13 protein-coding genes and 1 pseudogene are annotated in these 21,543 nt (G+C 71.0%); 4 read left to right on the forward strand and 10 right to left on the reverse strand.

Annotated features, from left to right (window positions below; all coding sequences use genetic code 11):
* Window positions 1–29 precede the first annotated feature (29 nt).
* Both pruA and ACZ68L_RS18575 read right to left on the reverse strand, forming a co-directional pair.
* Window positions 30–1,661 carry an L-glutamate gamma-semialdehyde dehydrogenase gene (gene pruA / locus ACZ68L_RS18570; RefSeq protein WP_469577993.1) on the reverse strand — a complete coding sequence of 544 codons (1,632 nt, stop codon included), beginning with the start codon at window positions 1,659–1,661 and terminating at the stop codon, window positions 30–32.
* Between the two features lie 47 nt (window positions 1,662–1,708).
* Window positions 1,709–2,635: a proline dehydrogenase family protein gene (locus tag ACZ68L_RS18575; protein WP_469577995.1), complete on the reverse strand. Its 927-nt coding sequence runs from the start codon at window positions 2,633–2,635 to the stop codon at window positions 1,709–1,711.
* A gap of 179 nt (window positions 2,636–2,814) precedes the next feature.
* Here ACZ68L_RS18575 and ACZ68L_RS18580 point away from each other — a divergent pair, with 179 nt between their 5' ends.
* On the forward strand, window positions 2,815–3,957 hold the full coding sequence (locus ACZ68L_RS18580; RefSeq protein WP_469577997.1) for a PucR family transcriptional regulator: 1,143 nt from the start codon (window positions 2,815–2,817) through the stop codon (window positions 3,955–3,957).
* 459 nt (window positions 3,958–4,416) lie between these two features.
* Here ACZ68L_RS18580 and ACZ68L_RS18585 read toward each other — a convergent pair whose 3' ends face one another.
* The 7 genes from ACZ68L_RS18585 to ACZ68L_RS18615 form a co-directional block, all read right to left on the reverse strand.
* Entirely contained in the window at window positions 4,417–5,004 is a 588-nt protein-coding gene (locus ACZ68L_RS18585; RefSeq protein WP_469577999.1) for a TetR/AcrR family transcriptional regulator, read from the reverse strand.
* A 78-nt stretch (window positions 5,005–5,082) separates the two neighbouring features.
* A complete protein-coding gene (gene serA / locus ACZ68L_RS18590; RefSeq protein ID WP_469578001.1) occupies window positions 5,083–6,675 on the reverse strand; it encodes a phosphoglycerate dehydrogenase in 1,593 nt (530 codons plus the stop codon).
* A 270-nt stretch (window positions 6,676–6,945) separates the two neighbouring features.
* Entirely contained in the window at window positions 6,946–7,947 is a 1,002-nt protein-coding gene (ilvC, locus tag ACZ68L_RS18595) for a ketol-acid reductoisomerase (RefSeq protein WP_469578003.1), read from the reverse strand.
* Between the two features lie 166 nt (window positions 7,948–8,113).
* Window positions 8,114–8,641 carry an acetolactate synthase small subunit gene (gene ilvN, locus ACZ68L_RS18600; protein WP_072486863.1) on the reverse strand — a complete coding sequence of 176 codons (528 nt, stop codon included), beginning with the start codon at window positions 8,639–8,641 and terminating at the stop codon, window positions 8,114–8,116.
* A 22-nt stretch (window positions 8,642–8,663) separates the two neighbouring features.
* Window positions 8,664–10,520, reverse strand: coding sequence for an acetolactate synthase large subunit (locus ACZ68L_RS18605; protein ID WP_469578006.1), 1,857 nt, complete (start codon window positions 10,518–10,520; stop codon window positions 8,664–8,666).
* Between the two features lie 217 nt (window positions 10,521–10,737).
* A complete protein-coding gene (locus tag ACZ68L_RS18610) occupies window positions 10,738–13,575 on the reverse strand; it encodes a putative bifunctional diguanylate cyclase/phosphodiesterase (protein ID WP_469578008.1) in 2,838 nt (945 codons plus the stop codon).
* 422 nt (window positions 13,576–13,997) lie between these two features.
* A complete protein-coding gene (locus tag ACZ68L_RS18615; RefSeq protein ID WP_469578010.1) occupies window positions 13,998–14,948 on the reverse strand; it encodes a 2-hydroxyacid dehydrogenase in 951 nt (316 codons plus the stop codon).
* A gap of 111 nt (window positions 14,949–15,059) precedes the next feature.
* Here ACZ68L_RS18615 and ACZ68L_RS18620 point away from each other — a divergent pair, with 111 nt between their 5' ends.
* From ACZ68L_RS18620 to ACZ68L_RS18630, 3 genes and pseudogenes are all read left to right on the forward strand, one after another.
* Window positions 15,060–16,052, forward strand: a complete 993-nt coding sequence (locus ACZ68L_RS18620; protein ID WP_469578013.1) for an aldo/keto reductase — start codon at window positions 15,060–15,062, stop codon at window positions 16,050–16,052.
* A 208-nt stretch (window positions 16,053–16,260) separates the two neighbouring features.
* Window positions 16,261–17,433, forward strand: a complete 1,173-nt coding sequence (locus ACZ68L_RS18625; protein ID WP_469578016.1) for a PQQ-dependent sugar dehydrogenase — start codon at window positions 16,261–16,263, stop codon at window positions 17,431–17,433.
* A 31-nt stretch (window positions 17,434–17,464) separates the two neighbouring features.
* A pseudogene (locus ACZ68L_RS18630) lies at window positions 17,465–17,624 on the forward strand (DUF6191 domain-containing protein); the annotation flags it as partial.
* Window positions 17,625–18,333: 709 nt separating this feature from the next.
* Here the strand turns inward: ACZ68L_RS18630 and ACZ68L_RS18635 are convergent.
* Window positions 18,334–21,486 (reverse strand): helix-turn-helix transcriptional regulator, encoded by a 3,153-nt coding sequence (locus ACZ68L_RS18635; RefSeq protein ID WP_469578168.1) that lies wholly within the window; start codon window positions 21,484–21,486, stop codon window positions 18,334–18,336.
* Between the last annotated feature and the right edge of the window lie 57 nt (window positions 21,487–21,543).

Below are 21,543 nucleotides of genomic sequence, written 5' to 3' on the forward strand. Positions count from 1 at the left end.
CCGGGGGGTGTGCGGCGCCCCGGAGGGGGTCAGCCCTGGTGGGGGTAGGTGTAGTCGGTCGGCGGAACCAGCGTCTCCTTGATGGCCCGGGTCAGGGTCCAGCGCTGGAGGTTCTGCGGGGCACCGGCCTTGTCGTTGGTCCCCGAGGCACGGCCGCCGCCGAAGGGCTGCTGGCCGACGACGGCGCCGGTCGACTTGTCGTTGATGTAGAAGTTGCCCGCGGCGTACCGCAGCTTCTCCATGGTGTGCGCGGCCGCGGCGCGGTCGTTCGCGATGACGGAACCGGTCAGCGCGTAGTCGGAGACCGACTCCATCTGCTCCAGCATCTCGTCGTACGTGTCGTCCTCGTAGACGTGCACGGCGAGGATCGGGCCGAAGTACTCGGTCGTGAAGACCTCGTTCGAGGCGTCGGTGCACTCGATGACGGTCGGGCGGACGAAGTAGCCCACCGAGTCGTCGTACGTGCCGCCCGCGATGATCGTGCAGGACGGGTCCGACTCGGCACGGTCGATCGCGGCCTTGTTCTTGGCGAACGAGCGCTCGTCGATGACGGCGCCGATGAAGTTCGACAGGTCGGTGACGTCACCCATGGTGATGGAGTCGACCTCGGCGGCGAACTTCTCCTTGAAACCGGAGTTCCAGATGGAGGCCGGGACGTACGCGCGGGACGAAGCCGAGCACTTCTGGCCCTGGAACTCGAAGGAGCCACGGGTCAGCGCGGTCTTCAGGACGGCATGGTCGGCCGACGGGTGGGCGACGACGAAGTCCTTGCCGCCGGTCTCGCCGACGAGCCGCGGGTAGGTGCGGTAGTTGGCGATGTTGTTGCCGACCGTCTTCCACAGGTGCTGGAAGGTGGGGGTCGAGCCGGTGAAGTGGATACCGGCCAGGTCGCGGTGGTTCAGGGCCACCTCGGAGACGGCGATGCCGTCGCCCGTCACCAGGTTGATGACGCCCTTGGGCAGGCCCGCCTCTTCCAGGAGCTGCATCAGCAGCACGGCGGCGTGGGTCTGCGTCGGGGACGGCTTCCACACCACGACGTTGCCCATGAGGGCGGGGGCGGTGGGCAGGTTGCCCGCGATGGCCGTGAAGTTGAACGGCGTGATCGCGTAGACGAAGCCCTCCAGCGGGCGGTGGTCCATGCGGTTCCACACGCCCGGCGAGTTGGCCGGGGGCTGCTCGGCGAGGATCTGGCGCGCGTAGTGCACATTGAAACGCCAGAAGTCGACGAGCTCGCAGGGAGTGTCGATCTCGGCCTGCTGGGCGGTCTTCGACTGGCCGAGCATCGTGGACGCGGCCAGCGTCTCGCGCCAGGGGCCGGACAGCAGCTCCGCGGCGCGCAGGATGATCGCGGCGCGGTCGTCGAAGGACATCGCGCGCCAGGCCGGGGCGGCGGCCAGCGCGGCGTCGATCGCGTCCTGGGCGTCCTGCTGCGTGGCGCCGGCGAACGTACCGATGACGGCCTTGTGATTGTGCGGCTGTACGACGTCGAAGCGCTCGCCGCCGCCCATCCGCTTCTCGCCGCCGATGGTCATCGGAAGGTCGATCGGGTTCTGGCTGAGCTCCTTGAGCTTCGCCTCCAGGCGGGCGCGCTCCGGGGAGCCCGGGGCGTAGGAGTGGACCGGCTCGTTGACCGGCGCGGGGACCTGGGTCACAGCGTCCATGAGTGCCTTGTCTCCTTGTGTCAGGGGGTGGGGGTCAGCCGGGCAGGTCAGCCCTTGGTGAGGATGGAGCGGCCGAAGAACAGCAGGTTCGCCGGCTTCTCCGCGAGACGGCGCATGAAGTAGCCGTACCAGTCGGTGCCGTACGCCGTGTAGACGCGCATCCGGTGGCCCTCGGCCGCGAGCCGGACGTGCTCGTCGCTGCGGATGCCGTACAGCATCTGGAACTCGTACTCGTCCAGCTTGCGCCCCGCCTTGCGGGCCAGCTCCTGGGTGATCGCGATCAGACGCGGGTCGTGCGACCCGATCATCGGGTAGCCCTCGCCCTCCATCAGGGTCTTCAGGATGCGGACGTACGCCTTGTCGATCTCGGCCTTGTCCTGGTACGCGACGGAGGCGGGTTCCTTGTAGGCGCCCTTCACTATGCGGACGCGGCTGCCGGCGTCGGCCAGGCGGCGGGCGTCCTCCTCGGTGCGGAACAGGTAGGCCTGGATCACGCAGCCGGTCTGCGGGAAGTCCTTCCGCAGCTCCTCGTGGATGGCGAACATCGAGTCGAGGGTGGTGTGGTCCTCGGCGTCCAGCGTGACCGTGGTGCCGATCGCGGCGGCGGCCTCGACGACCGGGCGGACGTTGGCGAGCGCCAGCTCGTGGCCCCCGTCCAGCGACTGGCCGAACATCGAGAGCTTGACGGACATCTCGGCCCTGGTGCCCAGGCCCAGGTCCTTGAGGCGGTCGATCAGTTCGAGGTAGGCGTCGCGGGCGGCGGCGGCCTGCTCGGGGGTGGTGATGTCCTCGCCGACCACGTCGAGGGTGACTTCGAGGCCCTTGTCGGCGGCGTCCTCGATGACCCGGACGACCTGGTCGACGGTCTCACCGGCGATGAACCGGTCGACGACCTGCTTGGTGCCAGGTGCGGCCGAGATGAAACGGCGCATCTTGTCGCTGCGGGACGCGGCGAGAATCACGGGACCCAGCACGGGGCACCTCCACGGAAAGTACGAACGAAGGCCGTACCGGCAGAGGGGGAACAGAGCGGTACAGCACGGAGAACCACCGTGAAATCTAAGGATCCCTCCGATCGTGTGCCATCGACAGCTGTCACGCATCCGTTCCCGGGTTCTCAGACATATGTCTGAAGGGGTGCGAGAATGATCGGGTGAAGGGCGATTACCAGGAGTTGGTCGACGAGATCTCCGGGCTGCTCGGCGCCCCCGCGACGCTGGAGAACCGGGATTTCGGCCTGGTCGCCTTCGGCGCACACGACAGCGACGACGACACGGCGATGGACCCGGTCCGCACCCGTTCGATCCTGACCCGGCGCTCCACGCCCGCGGTCCGTGCCTGGTTCGAGGGCTTCGGCATCACCCGCGCCACCGGCCCGGTCCGTATTCCGGCCGCCCCGGAGGCCGGGGTGTTCCGGGACCGGATCTGTCTGCCGGTGCGCCATCGGGGTGTCGTGCTCGGCTACGTATGGCTGCTCGACGCCGACCCCGGACCGACCGACGAGCAGCTGACGGCGGCGATGGAGGTGGCGGCCCGGATCGGGGGGCTGCTCTCCGACGAGGCGCGGGCGGGCACGGATCTGTCCCGGGAGTTCGGTGCGGTCCTCACCGCCGGGCGGGGCTGGCAGCACGACATGGCGGTGGCCGCGCTGCAGGAGGCGCTGGGCCGGGACGCGGAGGGGCTGCACACCGTGGTGTGCGTGACCCCGTGGGCGGACGATCCGCCGTCGGTCCGTACGGTGTCGGCAGCGGCCGCCCTGTCCTCGGTCCCCGCTCCGGGGGCGGCCGGGCCCCCCTCGCTGGCCGCGCTGATCCGGCTGCGCTCCACCGATGTCCTCGACCCGGCACACTCCGCCGCGGACCGGCTCCGTTCCGGCGCGGGCCGGGACGCCACCGCCGGGGTCGCGGTACCCCGGCGCGGGCTGGCGGATCTGGCCGGGGCCTGGCACGAGGCGTCGGCCGCGGCCCGCGCGGCGGCGGCCGAGGCCCGCTTCGGCCCGGTCGCCGAATGGTCGGCGATCGGCCCGTACCGGCTGCTGACCGCCCTGCCCGCGCAGGCGCACGCGGACCCCGCGGTCCGCGCCCTGCTCACCCCGTCGCACAGGGATCTGGCCCGCACCGCCGAGGTGTTCCTCGACTGCGCGGGCCAGGCGTCCCGGACGGCCGCCGCGCTCGGCATCCACCGCCAGACGCTCTACTACCGGCTCTCCCGGGTCCAGCAGCTCACCGGCCTCGATCTGAACGACGGCGAGGACCGGCTGCTGCTGCACATGACGCTCAAGGGCGCGCGGCTCTGACCCGGCGCGCCTCCCCCGAAGCCGCGTACTCCGGTGCGGCTTCGGGGTGGCCGGGCGGTGTCACTCGCAGGTGCCCGCCGCCGTGGCCCGGTCGCGGCCGATGCCGGCCGAGGCGCGCGGCGAGGACGACACCGCGGTGCCGGCGCTGATGCTCAGCGGGCTGACGGACGAGGCGATGGCGCAACGGCTGGGCGCGTCGGCGCGCACGGTCCAGCGCGGGATCAGGCGGCTGATGGTACGGGCGGGGCCGCGACCCGCTTTCCACTGGGCCGGTACGCGCGGGACACGGGCTGGATCACCGCACCGGACCGGGTGCGCCGACCCGGCACCGGCGCATCCCCGTGCCCGCCCGGCGGGAACGGAGCCGGGCCCGCCGCCGACCCGGCACCGGTGCCTCCGCGCCCGTCCGGCGCCCGACGGCCCAGCCGATGCCGCAGCCCCTGCCCGTACGCGCCCCCGCTACCGCGCCCGCCCCTCGAGTACCACCTTCAGCCCGTCCGTCAGGTCCTGGGCGGAAGGCGCCGAATCACTGTCCATCAGCCACTGCACCATCACCCCCGCGAGCAGCGCCTGACAGAACAGCCCGGCCACCCGCGCCCTCTCCGGGTCCGTCTCCGGATCGATGCCGAGCATGTTCTCGGCGAGCCCGTCACGGCCCTCGCGCTGCGGGCCCACCAGGGCCTTCCTCAGCTCGGGGTCCTGGTCGAGCCGGGAGACGACCTCCATCTGGAGCTGCCAGACGGAACGGGTCTGCTCATAGCTCTCGATCACCCGCTCCCAGGTGTCACGGAACTCGTCCAGCGGCGACCGTGGCCCGCCGTCGGATTCCGCGGCCTCGTCCGGCTGCTCGGTGAGCACATCGCCCCACTCCTCCGTCACCTTGAGGAAGGCGAGATTGAGCAGGGCCTCCTTGGAGCCGTAGTGGTAGCCGATGGAGGCGAGATTCGTACCGGAGGCGGCCACGATGTCACGGGCGGTCGTCCGGGCGTACCCCTTGTCCAGCAGGCAGCGCTTGGCGCCTTCGAGCAGATCCTCACGGTGTCCCATGGAAAGCAGCGTACCCGGCGTGCAGACGTTTGTGTAAAACATACGTCTAGATGCCGGGTACGCGAGGCGAGGGGGTCGTCAGTCGGTCAGGTTCACCGTGCGGGCCGACGCGGCACCGATCTCCGTGGAGATCTCGGCAAGCACCGACGCCGGGACGTCGTCGTCGACGGTGAGCACGACCAGCGCCTCGCCGCCCGCGCCCGTCCGCGAGACCTGCATGCCCGCGATGTTCAGACCGGCCTCGCCCAGAATCCGGCCGACCGTGCCGACGACACCGGGACGGTCCTCGTAACGCAGCACCACCATGTGGTCGGCCAGCGCCAGGTCCACGTCGTACTCGCCGACGGCGACGATCTTCTGGAGGTGCTTGGGTCCGGCCAGCGTGCCGGAGACCGAGATCTCCTCGCCGTCCGAGAGCGTGCCGCGAACGGTGACCACATTGCGGTGGTCCGGCGACTCGGAGCTGGTCGTGAGGCGGACCTCGACACCGCGCTCCTGCGCGAAGAGCGGCGCGTTGACATAGGACACGGTCTCGTCGACGACGTCCTCGAAGACGCCCTTGAGCGCGGAGAGTTCGAGCACCTTGACGTCGTGCTGGGTGATCTCGCCGTACACCTCGACGTCGAGGCGGACCGCGACCTCGCCCGCGAGCGCGGTGAAGATCCGGCCGAGCTTCTCGGCGAGCGGCAGGCCCGGACGTACGTCCTCGGCGATCACGCCGCCCTGGACGTTGACCGCGTCCGGCACGAGCTCACCGGCGAGGGCCAGCCGAACGGACTTGGCGACCGCGATGCCGGCCTTCTCCTGGGCCTCGTCGGTGGAGGCGCCGAGGTGCGGGGTGCAGACCACCTGGTCGAACTCGAACAGCGGGGAGTCCGTGCAGGGCTCCTTCGCGTACACGTCGAGACCGGCGCCGGCGACCCGGCCCTCCTTGAGGGCGGAGGCGAGCGCCTCCTCGTCGACGATGCCACCGCGCGCGGCGTTGACGATACGTACCGAGGGCTTCACCTTGTGCAGCGCGTCGTGGCCGATCAGGCCGAGCGTCTCGGGGGTCTTGGGCAGGTGCACGGTGATGAAGTCGGCGACCTCCAGCAGCTCGTCCAGCGCGAGCAGCTTGACGCCCATCTGGGCGGCACGCGCGGGTTGCACATAGGGGTCGTACGCGACGATCTTCATGCCGAAGGCCGACATGCGCTGCGCGACCAGGACACCGATGCGGCCGAGGCCGACGACGCCGAGGGTCTTCTCGCTCAGCTCGACGCCGGTGTACTTGGAGCGCTTCCACTCGCCGTTCTTGAGGGCGGTGTTGGCCTGCGGGATGTTGCGCGCGGTGGCGACCAGCAGACCGCAGGCCAGCTCGGCGGCGGTGACGATGTTGGAGGTCGGCGCGTTGACGACCATCACGCCGGCCTTGGTGGCGGCGGAGACGTCGACGTTGTCCAGACCGACGCCCGCGCGGGCGACGACCCTGAGCTTCTTCGCGGCGGCGATGGCCTCGGCGTCGACCTTGGTGGCGGAGCGCACCAGGATGGCGTCGACGTCGGCGATCGCGGGGAGGAGTTCGGCGCGGTCCGCGCCGTTGCAGTGCCGGATTTCGAAATCCGGACCCAGGGCGTCAACCGTGGCAGGCGACAGCTCTTCAGCGATGAGTACGACAGGTTTCGAGCTCACGTGAGTCCTCACAGGTCCAGTGCGGACGGCCGTCCCGACGGCCGCAGGCGGTGGAGGGGCTTGCCGCGTGGAAGACGCACGACACTGTGGGCCTGACGCGTGTATGTGTGGAGAAGTCTAGTCATGCGCCAGGGCGCATACTGCGCCCCGATGGAAGGATCACCCACACGGGGGTGGACGACTTGTACACACGTACGACGCCGCCTCTTCCGGCGGTGAAGGAAAACGCCCCCGGGGCGGGTCCGAAGACCCGTCCCGGGGGCGCCGGTGTTACGCGTCCTCGTCGTTGACCCAGCTCATGAGCTTGCGCAGCTCGCGGCCGGTGGTCTCCAGGAGGTGGTCGCCGTCCGCCTTCTTGTACTCGTTGTACTTGGGCAGACCGTTGTGGTACTCGGCCATCCAGTTCTTGGCGAAGGTGCCGTCCTGGATCTCCGCGAGGATCTTCTTCATCTCGGCCTTGGTGGCGTCCGTGATGATCCGCGGGCCGGTGACGTAGTCGCCCCACTCGGCGGTCTCCGAGATGGACCAGCGCATCTTCTCCAGGCCGCCCTCGTACATGAGGTCCACGATGAGCTTCAGCTCGTGCAGGCACTCGAAGTACGCGATCTCCGGCTGGTAACCGGCCTCGGTCAGGGTCTCGAAACCGGCCTTGACCAGAGCGGCGGTACCACCGCAGAGCACGGCCTGCTCACCGAACAGGTCGGTCTCGGTCTCCTCGGTGAAGGTCGTCTTGATGACGCCGGCACGAGTGCCGCCGATGCCCTTCGCGTACGACAGGGCGAGCGCCAGGCCGTTGCCCGAGGCGTCCTGCTCGACGGCCACGATGCAGGGAACGCCGCGGCCCTCCTCGTACTGACGGCGGACCAGGTGACCCGGACCCTTCGGGGCGACCATGCAGACGTCGACGCCCGCCGGCGGCTTGATGAAGTCGAAGCGGATGTTCAGGCCGTGGCCGAAGAACAGCGCGTCGCCGTCCTTGAGGTTGTCCTTGATGGACTCCTCGTAGACCTGGGCCTGGATCGGGTCCGGGACGAGGATCATGATGACGTCGGCCTCGGCGGCGGCCTCGGACGGGGTCACCACGCGCAGGCCCTGCTCCTCGGCCTTGGCCTTCGACTTGGAGCCCTCGTGCAGACCGACACGGACGTCGACACCCGAGTCACGCAGCGACAGCGCGTGGGCGTGGCCCTGGCTGCCGTAGCCGATGACCGCGACCTTGCGGCCCTGGATGATGGACAGGTCGGCATCGTCGTCGTAGAACAGCTCGGCCACTGGGTCTCTCCTTGGTGTGCAGGTGTTGCGTCCCACCGTACGGCGGGGTGCTTGAGATGCGATTTCGGGTCTCGCCATACGGGCGGCGAGGGGGGCGGCGCCCCGGCGTCGCGGCAACGGCGCCAGCCGTGCGGGGCCAGGCCGTGCGGGGCCAGGCCGTGCGGGGCTAGGCCGTGCGGTCGAGGGCGCGCAGCGAGCGGTCGGTGATCGAGCGCGCGCCGCGCCCTATGGCGATGGTGCCGGACTGGACCAGCTCCTTGATGCCGTACTGCTCCAGCATCTTGAGCATGGCCTCCAGTTTGTCGGCGCCGCCGGTCGCCTCGATCGTGACGGCCTCCGGGGAGACGTCCACGGTCTTGGCGCGGAACAGCTGGACGATCTCGACGATCTGGGAGCGGGTCTCGTTGTCGGCGCGGACCTTCACCAGGACGAGCTCACGCTGGATCGCAGCGCTCGGCTCCAGTTCGACGATCTTGAGGACGTTCACCAGCTTGTTGAGCTGCTTGGTCACCTGCTCAAGAGGCAGGTCCTCGACACTGACGACGATGGTGATGCGCGAGATGTCGGGGTGTTCGGTGGTACCGACCGCGAGCGAGTCGATGTTGAAGCCGCGGCGGGAGAACAGCGCGGTGATCCGGGCGAGGACACCGGGCTTGTTCTCGACCAGGACGGAGAGCGTGTGCTTGGTGGACATGGAGTCGGTCTCTCTCTGTCTCTCAGTCGTCTTCGTTGTCGCCGAAGTCGGGGCGGACCCCGCGGGCGGCCATGACCTCGTCGTTGGAGGTGCCGGCGGCGACCATCGGCCACACCATGGCGTCCTCGTGGACGATGAAGTCGATCACGACGGGGCGGTCGTTGATGGAGTTGGCCTCTTCGATGACCTTGTCCAGCTCTGCCGGGTCCTCGCAGCGGATCGCGTAGCAGCCCATGGCCTCGGACAGCTTGACGAAGTCGGGGACGCGGGTGCCCTTCGCCGGGACGCCCTCGGTGTCGGCACCGGAGTGCAGCACGGTGTTGGAGTACCGCTGGTTGTAGAACAGAGTCTGCCACTGGCGGACCATCCCGAGCGCGCCGTTGTTGATGATGGCGACCTTGATCGGGATGTTGTTGAGCGCGCAGGTGGTGAGTTCCTGGTTGGTCATCTGGAAGCAGCCGTCGCCGTCGATCGCCCAGACCGTGCGGTCCGGCATGCCGGCCTTGGCGCCCATCGCGGCCGGGACCGCGTAGCCCATCGTTCCGGCACCGCCGGAGTTCAGCCAGGTGGCGGGCTGCTCGTACTGGATGAAGTGCGAGGCCCACATCTGGTGCTGGCCGACGCCCGCCGCGAAGATCGTGCCCTCGGGGGCGAGCTGCCCGATCCGCTGGATGACCTGCTGCGGCGAGAGGCTGCCGTCCTCGGGCAGGTCGTAGCCCAGCGGGTAGGTGTCGCGCCAGCGGTTGAGGTCCTTCCACCAGGCGTCGTAGTCACCGACGTGACCGTCGTTGTGCTCGGCCTGGACGGCCTGGACCAGATCGGCCAGGACCTCGCGGGCGTCGCCCACGATCGGGACGTCGGCGGCGCGGTTCTTGCCGATCTCGGCCGGGTCGATGTCGGCGTGGACGATCTTGGCGTACGGGGCGAAGCTGTCCAGCTTGCCAGTGACGCGGTCGTCGAATCGGGCTCCGAGGGCGACGATCAGGTCGGCCTTCTGCAGCGCGGTGACGGCGGTGACCGCACCGTGCATGCCCGGCATTCCGACGTGCAGCGGGTGGCTGTCGGGGAATGCGCCGAGCGCCATCAGTGTGGTGGTGACGGGCGCTCCGGTGAGCTCGGCGAGGACCTTCAGTTCGGCGGTGGCCCCGGCCTTGATGACGCCGCCGCCGACGTAGAGCACCGGGCGCTTGGCCTGGGTGATCAGCTTGGCGGCCTCACGGATCTGCTTGGCGTGCGGCTTGGTGACCGGGCGGTAGCCGGGCAGGTCCTGGGTGGGCGGCCAGCTGAACGTGGTCTGCGCCTGGAGGGCGTCCTTGGCGATGTCGACGAGGACGGGGCCCGGACGGCCGGTGGAGGCGATGTGGAAGGCCTCGGCGATGGTGTGCGGGATGTCCTCGGCCCTGGTGACCAGGAAGTTGTGCTTGGTGACCGGCATGGTGATGCCGCAGATGTCGGCTTCCTGGAAGGCGTCCGTGCCGATGGCCTTGGAGGCGACCTGGCCGGTGATCGCGACCAGCGGGACGGAGTCCATGTGGGCGTCGGCGATCGGCGTGACCAGGTTGGTGGCGCCGGGGCCCGAGGTAGCCATGCAGACGCCGACCTTGCCGGTGGCCTGCGCGTAGCCGGTGGCGGCGTGTCCCGCGCCCTGCTCGTGACGGACCAGCACATGACGGACCCGGGTGGAGTCCATCATCGGGTCGTACGCCGGAAGGATGGCGCCGCCGGGAATGCCGAATACCGTGTCGGCACCCACTTCCTCAAGAGACCGGATGAGGGACTGCGCACCCGTGACGTGCTCAACGGTGGCGGCGGACGATCCGCCGTTACGGGCCCGCGGCTGGGGATGGTGGGCCCCGGTGGCCTGCTCGGTCATCGGCATTCTCTTCTCGAAGCTGAGGGTTCTTGCGGGTGTTTTGCGACGTTTTGCGTGATTCCAGTGCAACAAAAAACCCCTCGTGCCGTGAGGCAAGCGAGGGGAGCGCGTCGGAGTGGTCTGCAGAGTGCCTACGAGGGACTCAGCTTCAGCCGACGCGCTTTCCAAGTACGAGAATTCGGGTGCGCATGGCAATGACCCTCTCTCCGACGCACGCGGCGTGTCAAGTAGGTGGGACGGGCGTCTCAGAATGTGAGCTACTGAGAAGGGGGATCGAGCCACCGGCCAGCACCGGCTGGGCGGTGGCGCTGCCGGGCACCGGGAACTCGCCCCGGGCCAGGGCACGGCGCAGCCGGTACTCGTCGAGCGGCCCGGAAAAGGCCATTCCCTGGCCGTGCGTACAGCCCATGGCGCGCAGCGCGAGGACCTGCTCCGGCAGGTCGACCCCATCGGCCACGGACTGCATGCCGAGGTCGCAGGCGATGCGCAGGAGGCCGCTGGTGATCTTGTGCAGCCGGGCGGATTCCACGACTCCCTCGACGAGACCGCGGTCCAGCTTCAGCACGTCGATGGGGAGCCGGCGCAGGGCGTTGATCGCCGCGTAGCCGCTGCCGAAGCCGTCGAGCGCGATGCGGACGCCGAGCCGGCGCAGCGCGACGAGACGCTGTTCGAGTTCGTCGAAGGAGATCCGCGGGTCACTGTCGGACACCTCGATCATCAGGGCGCCGGAGGGCAGGCTGTGCCGGGTGAGCAGCGCCTCGATGGAGCCGAACGGCATGCCCTTGTCGAGAAGCCTGCGGGCGGAGAGCCGCACGGCGACGGAGACCGGGTGTCCGGCCCTGGCCCGGTCGGCGGCCTGCTCGACGGCCTCTTCGAGGAGCCAGCGGCCGAGCTCGGCGGTGCGGTCGCTGTCCTCGGCGACGCGGAGGAATTCGCCCGGGGTGAACAGGATGCCCTGGGCCGAACGCCAGCGGGCCTGTGCGGCGACGGCGACGACGCTGCCGCTGGCGAGATGGACCACGGGCTGGTGGAGCAGGGCGAACTCGCCGTCGCGCAGCGCGGTGCGCAGCCGGGCCGCCAGCTCGGAGCGGCGGACGACTTCGGCCTGCATCTGCGGGGCGTAGAGCTCGACGCGGTCCTTGCCGCCCGCCTTGGCGCGGTACATGGCGAGGTCGGCGTTGCGCATGAGGTCGCTGGGGGTGATGCCGGGCTCGGCAAAGGCGACCCCGATGGACGCGGCGACCCGGACCTCACCGGCGCCGATGCGGTACGGCTGGGAGAGCGTGAGGCGCAGCCGGTCGGCGATCTCGTGGACCTGGCATTCCCGGGCGGACTGGTCACGGGTGCCGTCGCCGAGGATGATGGCCGCGAATTCGTCCCCGCCGAGGCGGGCCGCGGTGTCGCCGGCCCGCACGGACTCCTGGAGGCGGCGGGCGGCCTGGACGAGGAGTTCGTCGCCCGCCTGGTGGCCGAGGCGGTCGTTGACCGCCTTGAAGCCGTCGAGGTCGACGAAGAGAACGGCGGTGCCGGGGTCGCCGGAGCGGCGGCCGCCGAGGGCCTGACGGACCCGCTGGGTGAAGAGGGCGCGGTTGGGCAGGTCGGTGAGCGGGTCGTGCTCGGCGTTGTGCTGCAGCTGGGCCTGCAGCCGCACCCGTTCGGTCACATCACGGCTGTTGAGGATCAGCCCGCCCTGGTGGCGGTTGACCGTGGATTCGACGTTGAGCCAGTCCCCCGTACCTGATCTGAAGCGGCACTCGATCCGGGTGGTGGGTTCCTCGCCCGGCGGGGCGGCGAGGAACCTGCGCACCTCGTGGACCACTCGTCCCAGGTCCTCGGGGTGGATGATCGAGGCGAGTTCGGCGCCGACCAGGTCTTCGGCATCACGCCCGTACACCCCGGCGGCGGCGGGGCTCACATACCGCAGGACTCCGGTCGGGGCGGCGATCATGATGACGTCGCTGGACCCCTGCACCAGGGAGCGGAAGTGGTTCTCCTTCTGCGCCAGTTCCTGGGTGAGCGCGATGTTGTCGACGAGCATGATGCCCTGCCGGACGACCAGGGCGAGCACCACCGTGCAGCCGGTGAAGACCACGACGCGGTCCACCCGGCGACCCTCGATGACGTTGTAGAGAATGCCCAGGGTGCAGACGGCGGCGGCGAGATACGGCGTCAGCGCCGCCAGCGATCCCGCGATGGGGCGGCTGGTCGGGCGGGGCGCGCCCCGCGGCGGGAGAGCGTCGCCCGTCGCACTGTGGGCGCCCCAGGGGGCGTACGCGAGGAGCAGGGAACCGCCGAACCAGCCGGCGTCCAGCAGTTGCCCGGAGTGATAGCTCTGGCGCAGCAGCGGGGAGGTGAACAGGGCGTCGCACAGGACCGTCAGGGCGAGGGCGACGATGGCGGTGTTCACCGCGGAACGGTTGGCGTTGGATCGCCGGAAGTGCAGGGCCAGCACCATGGAGACCAGCACGATGTCGAGCAGCGGGTAGGCCAGCGAGAGCGCCGCGCGGGCCACGCTCGCCCCCTCGGCGTCCACGAGATGGGCGGTGTGGGCGAGGGCGAGGCTCCAGGAGAGCGTGAGCAGCGATCCGCCGATCAGCCAGGAGTCCAGGGCGAGACAGACCCAGCCGGCCCGGGTGACGGGGCGTTTGGCCAGGACCAGCAGCCCGACGATGGCGGGCGGGGCGAAGCAGAGGAAGAAGACATCGGCGAGAGAGGGGCTGGGCACCGAGCGCCCGAGCACCACCTCGTACCAGCCCCAGACCGCGTTGCCCCCGGCGGCCATGAGCGAGGAGATCGAGAACAGCAGCCAGGCGGGCCGGCACCGGTCGCCGGCGGACCGCGCGTAGAGAAAACAGGAGACGGCCGCGACCAGCGCGGCGGCGCTGAGGCCGAAGTCCCCCATGAGGAGTGCCAGTTCCGAGGACCCCCAGCCGAGGGCGGCCCCCACCGCGTAACCCCCGCAGACAAGGCCGAGCAGGACCTGCGGAACCAGTGCGGACGCGCCGCCGACGGTCGACCGCCGGGAGAAGAACGCCCCGAGCGCTCCGGCCGGCGCGCTCACCGGGGCGCACCCCACGCCGGCGCCCACTCCGGATCTCCCGCCCACGCCATGGCACCCGGCGCCCACGCCCGCCGCGTCACCGGTCCAGGCCGGGCGCCTGCGGTACGCGGACGGCCCGCCGCCCTGCGGGCGCGCCCGGGGGACGCCGCGACACCCACCTCACGGGCGGACGACGGGAGAACCGGGGCAGACCCCGGTCGCCGTCGACCACTCCGTGGTAGCAGATTGTTCGCCCATCGGCCGTACATCGCCCGTCGCCCCCTCGTGTGTTGCGTCCTCCCCGACGCCGTCCCTTCCTCGGGGCAGCGCCCCTTTCGGGACGATACACCAGACCAGTCACACAGGGACATAGCTTATCTACGCTCCGTGACGACTGGCGAGGTTGCCGGAACAGTGCGCAACGGTGCGGACTCACAGCGTGGTCATTCCGTGGTGCGTACGACGTTCCGCATCGGCTCGCCCGAGGCGAATCGATTCAGCTGCCCGGCCATCAGACGCTTGGCGCGCGGCAGGAACGCCGAGGTGCTGCCGCCCACGTGCGGAGTGATCAGGACGTTCGGAGCATGCCAGAGGGGGTGGCCGGCGGGCAGGGGTTCGGGGTCGGTGACGTCGAGGGCGGCGCGCAGCCGCCCGGATGCGAGTTCGAGGAGCAGCGACTCGGTGTCGACGACGCCGCCCCGCGCGACGTTCACGAGCAGCGCCCCGTCCGGCATCGCGGCGAGGAACTCCGCGCCCACCAGGCCTTGTGTGGACGGGTTCAGCGGGGTGGACAGCACGACGACATCGGCCTCGGGCAGGAGTGCGGGCAGGTCGTCGAGTGCGTGTACGGGGCCGCGTGCTGTTGCCCGTGCGGAGCGCGCGACGCGCGTCACCCGCGCGCACTCGAAGGGCGCGAGCCTGTCCTCGATGGCGGCGCCGATCGATCCGTATCCCACGATCAGTACGGACTTGTCGGCGAGAGCGGGGTAGAAGCCGGCCCGCCACTCCTCCTTGTCCTGGCCGTGAACGAACCCGGGGAAGCCGCGGAGGGAGGCGAGGATCAGGGCGAGCGCGAGCTCCGCGGTCGACGCCTCGTGGACCCCCTTGGCATTGCACAGCCGCACCCCGGCCGGCAGCAGGCCGAGGCCCGGCTCGACATGGTCGATGCCCGCGGTGAGCGTCTGCACGACCCGGATCCGAGCCATGCCGGCGAGCGGACGGACCGCGATCTCGGAACCCTTCATGTACGGCACCACATAGAACACGCAGTCGGCCGGGTCGGCGGGGTAGTCCCGCCCGCCGTCCCAGAATCGGTAGTTGAAACCGTCGGGGAGTCCTTCGATCTCGTCGGCGGGAACAGGCAGCCATACGTCGGGAGTCTTCGTCGAAGTCATGGTCAGGAGGCTAATCGCCGGGAGGCTGCGCGCGGGGTCGCGGTCGGCAGAGGCTACGTTGGGGGTGCGTTGTGGTCCCGCGACGGCGGGACCTAGGAAAGGTTCGGGGAGTTGGAGCGCAGGAGTCTCGGGGCGGCGGCGCTTGCCGTGGGTGCGGTCGGTCTTGGCTGTATGCCGATGAGCTGGGCGTACAGCGCCTCGCAGCAGCGCGGTGACCGTGCGTTGCGAGCGGTGCACGCCGCGCTCGACGCGGGGGTGCAACTGCTCGACACGGCCGACATGTACGGCCCCTTCACCAATGAGCTGCTGGTGGGCCGGGCGCTGAAGGGCCGCAGGTCCGAGGCCTTCGTCTCCACCAAGTGCGGTCTGCTGGTGGGCGATCAGCACATCGTCGCCAACGGCCGCCCCGGCTATGTGCGGCGGGCCTGTGACGCCTCGCTACGGCGGCTCCAGACCGATGTGATCGACCTCTACCAGCTGCACCGGGCCGATCCCGAGGTGCCGGTGGAGGAGACCTGGGGCGCGATGGCGGACCTGGTGACCGCCGGCAAGGTGCGGGCGCTCGGGCTCTGTGCGGTCGGGGCGCGGGCCTCACGCCGGTCGGGTGCCCGCATGTATGACGAAACGATCCGTCAGCTGGAGCGGGTGCAGCAGGTCTTCCCGGTGAGCGCGGTGCAGGCCGAGCTCTCGGTCTGGTCCCCGAAGGCGCTGGAGTCGCTGCTTCCGTGGTGCTCGGCGCGGGGTGTGGGGCTGCTGGCGGCGATGCCGCTGGGGAACGGCTACCTGACGGGGACACTGACCCCGGGGCAGGGCTTCGAGCCGGAGGACCTGCGGGCCCGGCATCCCCGGTTCACGGCCGAGATGATGGCGGCGAACCAGCCGGTGGTGGTCGGCCTGCGACGGATCGCCGAGCGGCACGGGGCGACTGCCGCACAGGTGGCACTGGCCTGGGTGCTGCGGCAGGGCTCGCACGTGGTGCCGGTGCCCGGGACCAAGCGGGAGCGGTGGGCGGTGGAGAACGCGGGGGCGGCCGGGCTGACGCTGACCGCGCAGGATCTGGTGGAGATCGCCCGGCTGCCCGCGGCGCGAGGGTCGTGGGACTGATCAACCGGCCGTCTTCGTGATCACCGCTGGAGAAATTCGGCGCGCGTGGGAACCCGTGGCGGGGCCGCGGTGTAAGAACAGTAGTCGGCTGGCCGTCGAAGGGATCGATGCTGTGCGCGCTGTTCTGTTCGGATCTGCTGTTGTGTTCGGATCTGTTCGAGGCCCGGCGGGGCGTCGGGGACGTCGCCGGGGCGGGCGCCGGGGGACGGTGGCCGCGTTGGCCGCGGGCACGCTGGTGCTGGCCGCGGGGTGCTCCCCGGGCGACGGCGCGGGCGGCCCGGCGGGCGGCGGAGACATGCCGTCGGCGTCCCGCCCCTCCCCGGCCGCCTCGGGCCCGTCGGCCGACCCGTCCCCGTCGGCCGACCTGCCGCCCGCGAAGGGCTCGGTGAAGGTGGTCTCCACGCTCACCGAGGGTCTCGACTCCCCGTGGGGGCTGGCGGAGCTGCCCGGCGGCGATCTGCTGGTCTCCTCGCGCGACAAGGGCACGATCACCCGGATCGACGCGAAGAACGGGAAGAAGACCCTGCTGGGCGCCGTGCCCGGGGTGTCACCCGGCGGCGAGGGCGGGCTGCTGGGCATCGCGGTGTCCCCCACGTACGGTTCGGACCATCTGGTGTACGCGTACTTCACGACCGCGTCCGACAACCGCATCGCGCGCATGCAGTACGACGAGAAGGGCACCACGCCGGGCCGGCTGCTGGGCGCCCCGGACACGGTCCTCCGGGGCATCCCGAAGGGCTCGATCCACAACGGCGGACGGATCGCCTTCGGCCCGGATCACATGCTGTACGCGGGCACCGGGGAGACGGGGGACCGCGAGCTCGCGCAGGACAAGAAGTCGCTGGCCGGCAAGATCCTGCGGATGACCCCCGACGGTCTGCCACTGCACGGCAATCCGGAGGCCGACTCCGTGGTGTATTCGTACGGACACCGCAATGTGGAGGGGCTGGCCTGGGACGGGCACAAGCAGCTGTGGGCGTCCGAATTCGGGCAGGACACCTGGGACGAGCTGAACCGGATCGTGCCGGGTGGGAACTACGGCTGGCCGGAGGTCGAGGGCAAGGCGGGGAAGAAGGGTTTCATCGATCCCGTGGCACAGTGGAAGCCGTCCGAAGCGTCTCCGAGCGGGATCGCGTTCGCCGAGGGTTCGATCTGGATGGCGGGCCTGCGCGGTGAGCGGCTCTGGCGGATTCCGTTGTCCGGCACGGAGGGCGGGGAACCCCTGGCTGCCCCGCAAGCGTTCCTGAAGGGGAAGTACGGCCGCCTGCGCACCGTGCTCGCCGCGGGCGGCGACAGGCTCTGGCTCGTCACGAGCAATACGGACACCCGTGGCACCCCGAAGCCGGGAGACGACAGGATCCTGGTGCTGCGGGTGCGGTAGCGGCTACAGCAGGCGAAAGGGCGTGCGACCGGTGTTCAACTTCTTCGAGGAACTCTTCGCGCCGGGCCGCAAGCATGCCGCCGAGGAGCAGAAGCGCCTGGAGCTGACCCGGGTGGACCTCGGCATCGGCGACCCGGGGCGCGGGCCGATAGACCTGGCCTCCGGAAAGGTGATCGTCAGAGCCTCCGGTACCGACGGGGGTTCCGGCGGCGGTGGCGGGGCCGGTGCGGTCGGTGCTCCGGGCAAGGACGAGCGCTCGGGTGTCGACGGGGGCCCCGGGGCCGATGGCGGCGCCGGTGCGGACGACGCTTCCCTCGGGGACGAAGGCCCCGGGGCCGATGGCGGCGCGGGCACGGACAGCGGCCCAGGTATCGACAGCGGTCCCGAGGCCGGTCGCAGGGCGCTGTCCGGTCAGGACCGGGCCGCGGACGATCCGGACGGGACGTCCGGGCCGGATGCCCCGGACGCTCCGGGGGCCGGTCCGGACGCGCGACCGTAGGAGGCCGGTGCGGACTCGCGGCCGTAGGAGGCCGGTGCGGACGCACAGCCGTAGGGAAGCTGGTGCGGACACGCGGCCGCAGGAAGGCCGGTGCGGACACGCGGCCGCAGGGAAGCCGGTGCGGACACGCGGCCGCAGGAAGGCCGGTGCGGACACGCGGCCGTGGCAAGGCTGGTCCGGACGCACGGCCGTAGGAAGGCTGGTCCGGACGCACGGCCGTAGGGAAGCCGGTGCGGACACGCGGCCGCAGGAAGGCTGGTCCGGACACACGGCCGTAAAGAGGCCGGTCCGGACGCATCGCTGCAGGACGACGGTCGGGACGGCCGGGGTGCGACTTCACGAGCCGGGAGCCGGTCCGGGCGGCCCGGGGCCGTTCCGGGACCGGAGGGGCGCTGCCGGGGTCAGGAGGCACTCCCCGTCGGGTACAGACGCAACCGGTGGGCCAGCGCTGCCGCCTCGCCGCGGCTGGCGACGCCCAGCTTGGCGAGGATGTTCGAGACGTGCACGCTCGCGGTCTTGGGCGATATGTAGAGCTCCTCGGCGATCCTGCGGTTGGTGTGACCGGCGGCGACCAGACGGTGCACGTCCTGTTCGCGTCGCGTCAGCCCGAAGGACTCCACCGCCGCCGCGGCCGCCTCGCGCAGGTGGTGCTCGGTCTGCTCGCGGTCCATGGCCTCGTCGGAGGTACCGTCCCGGGCGGGGACGGCGACGGGTATCTCGTGGACCGCGCCGGGGGCCGGGGTCCGGTCGGGCGGAGCGAGGGCGAGACGGGCCCGGCCGGCCAGCAACTCGATGGCCTCGGTCAGCGGGCGCGCGTCGAGCCGCCGGGCGGTGCGGTGGGCGTCGCGCAGCAGCGTGGTGACCGCGGACCGGTCGCCGGAGGCGATGAGGAGGGCCTCGGCCCAGCGGTGGTGGATCTGGGCCAGCTCGTACGGGCGTTGCAGAGGGGCGAAGGCGGCGGCGGCGCGGGACCAGTGGTCGGGGGTGTCGAGACCCTCGGCCCTGGCCAGTTCGGCGTCGACCAGGAGACCGTAGGCGGCCCAGATGGGGATGAGCATCGGCAGCCGCTTCAGGTGGGTCCGGATGCCCGCGAGGATCGTGGGACGGCCGGGTTCGGCGGCGGGCAGACCCCGGGCGTCGGCCTCGGCGGCGGCGGCGACATGGAGCAGCGGCAGCGCGTACCGCTGGGTGCCGGGCGGGAAGCCCTCCTTCGCCTGGGCCTCGAACGCGGCCCGCGCCTCGGGAAGCCTGCCCTGCTGCACGGCAAGGGCCATGGCATGGCGCACGGGGGAGATGAGGTGCTGGGGCTGCGGGTCGCGTGATCCGAAATGGCGCCGGGTCAGGGCGAGTTGGATCTCGGCCTCGGCCAGGTCGCCCCGGGCGAGGGCCAGTTCGGTACGGTGCGCGGCGACGAGCCCCTGCGCCTTGCTGGACTGGGCGGCGCGGGCCGCCGCGTCGGTGGTGGCCCGGCTCTCGTCCCAGTGGCCGAGGGAGAAGAGCGAGGTCGCCTGGTTGCAGCGGACCCATGCCTCCATGTCGACGATGCCGTGGCTGCGGCTGATCTCGATGCCGTGGTCGGCGGCCGCGACGGCCTCCAGCGAGCGCCCCATGGCTTCGAGGGTGGAGGGGAGGTTGATGCCGGCCCGGCTCATGATGCCGACCAGGTGCAGTTCGTCGGCTCGGTCGCGGACGGCGTACATCTCGGCGATGCCCTCGTCGACACCACCCGCGTCGGCGGTGAGCCAGCCACGGGTCAGCCTGGCATGCAGTTCGATGTACTCGTCGCCGACGAGTCGGGCGTACTCCACGGCACGGTCGACGGCGCGCAGCGTCTCGGCGCCCGGCCGGTGCAGGGCGCCCCAGCCCGCCACGCTCATCAGGACGTCGGCGTGCACGGCGGACGGGGGCAGGCCCCGGACCAGCTCCTGGGCGTTGGCCAGCTCCTGCCATCCGTCGCCACGGGTGAGGTCCTGCATCAGCCGGGAGCGCTGGACCCAGAACCAGGCCGCGCGCAGCGGGTCGTCCTCGCTGTCGAGAACGCGCATGGCCTTCTTGGCGATGGCCAGGGCGCGTTCGCGTTCGCCGCCGAACCGGGCGGCGACGGTGGCCTCGGCCATCAGGTCGAGATAGCGCAGCGGGGTGACCTCGGGGTCGCAGCCGCAGGCCGGATAGCTCTCGGCGTAGTCGATGGGGCGCAGGGTGCGGCGCACTCCGTCGGGGGCGTCGTCCCACAGCTCCATCGCCCTTTCCAGCAGACGGAGTTGCTCGGAGAACGCGTAGCGGCGGCGGGCCTCGACCGAGGCCTTCAGCACGGCGGGCAGGGCCTTGGCCGCGTCGTGCGCGCCGTACCAGTAGCTGGCGAGCCGGGTGGCGCGTTCACCGGCGCGGACCAGGGTGGGGTCGATCTCCAGGGCTTCCGCGTACCGCCGGTTGAGCCGGGAGCGCTCGCCGGGCAGCAGATCGTCACTGACGGCCTCGCGGACCAGGGAGTGCCGGAAGCGGTAGCCGTTGCCCTCCGGGGTGGTGAGCAGCAGGTTGGCACCGACGGCCGCCCGCAGCGCCCCGATGAGCTCGTCCTCGCCCAGGCCGGCGACCGCGGCCAGCAGTCCGTACTCGACGGTGGAACCGCCCTCGGCCACGATCCGGGCGATCTTCTGCGCGTCCTCGGGGAGCGCTTCGACGCGGACGAGCAGGAGGTCGCGCAGTGACTCGGAGAGCCGGGAGCGGTCGCCGCTCTCCAGACTGCAGGCGAGTTCCTCGACGAAGAAGGCATTGCCGTCGGAGCGTTCGAAGATCTCGTCCACGAGGGCGGCCTCGGGAGTGGCGGCGAGGATGCCGGTGAGCTGGCGGCGGACCTCGGCGCGGTTGAAACGGGCCAGTTCGATCCGGCGGACGGTACGGAGCCGGTCCAGTTCGGCGATGAGGGGACGCAAGGGGTGGCGGCGGTGGATGTCGTCGGAGCGGTAGGTGCCGATCACGACGAGGCGCCCGCTGCGCACGGTGCGGAAGAGGTAGGCCAGGAGATGCCGGGTGGAGGCGTCGGCCCAGTGCAGGTCCTCCAGGACGAGGACGACGGAGCGCTGCGCGGAGATGCGCTCCAGGAGTCTGGCGGTGAGTTCGAAGAGCCGGGCGGTGCTGTGCTCGTCGGTCGCGTCCCGGTCGGCCTCGCCGAGTTCGGGGAGCAGCCTTGCGAGTTCGCCCTCCTGCCCGGCGCAGGCCGCGGCCATCTCGTCGGGCAGGGTACGGCGCAGGGCGCGCAGGGCCGTGGAGAACGGGGCGTAGGGCAGGCCGTCGGCGCCGATCTCGACGCAGCCGCCGACGGCGACGACGGCCTCGCGGCGCACCGCCGCCGCGAGGAACTCCTCGACCAGCCGGGTCTTTCCGACCCCCGCCTCGCCTCCGATGAGCAGCGCCTGCGGCTCGCCGCCGGGACGGTCGACCCGGTCGGTGTCCTCGGCGCCGGCGCGGGTGAGCGCGTCGACGAGCGAGGCGAATTCACCTGCGCGGCCGACGAACACGGGACTGACGGACCTGGTCTCCACGTCGCCGAGCATCGCACACGGGTCCGACAGTCCGGGCCCCGGAATCGGTTCGTCCGACATGACCACGGT

Source organism: Streptomyces sp. NPDC104309 (assembly GCF_055584025.1).

Coding starts and splice junctions, on each gene's coding strand:
- pruA (WP_469577993.1), bottom strand. CDS start 1,661: ATGGACGCTGTGACCCAGGTCCCCGCGCCGGTCAACGAGCCGGTCCAC.
- ACZ68L_RS18585 (WP_469577999.1), bottom strand. CDS start 5,004: ATGGGACACCGTGAGGATCTGCTCGAAGGCGCCAAGCGCTGCCTGCTG.
- ilvN (WP_072486863.1), bottom strand. CDS start 8,641: ATGTCCACCAAGCACACGCTCTCCGTCCTGGTCGAGAACAAGCCCGGT.
- ACZ68L_RS18605 (WP_469578006.1), bottom strand. CDS start 10,520: ATGCCGATGACCGAGCAGGCCACCGGGGCCCACCATCCCCAGCCGCGG.
- ACZ68L_RS18615 (WP_469578010.1), bottom strand. CDS start 14,948: ATGACTTCGACGAAGACTCCCGACGTATGGCTGCCTGTTCCCGCCGAC.
- ACZ68L_RS18635 (WP_469578168.1), bottom strand. CDS start 21,486: ATGCTCGGCGACGTGGAGACCAGGTCCGTCAGTCCCGTGTTCGTCGGC.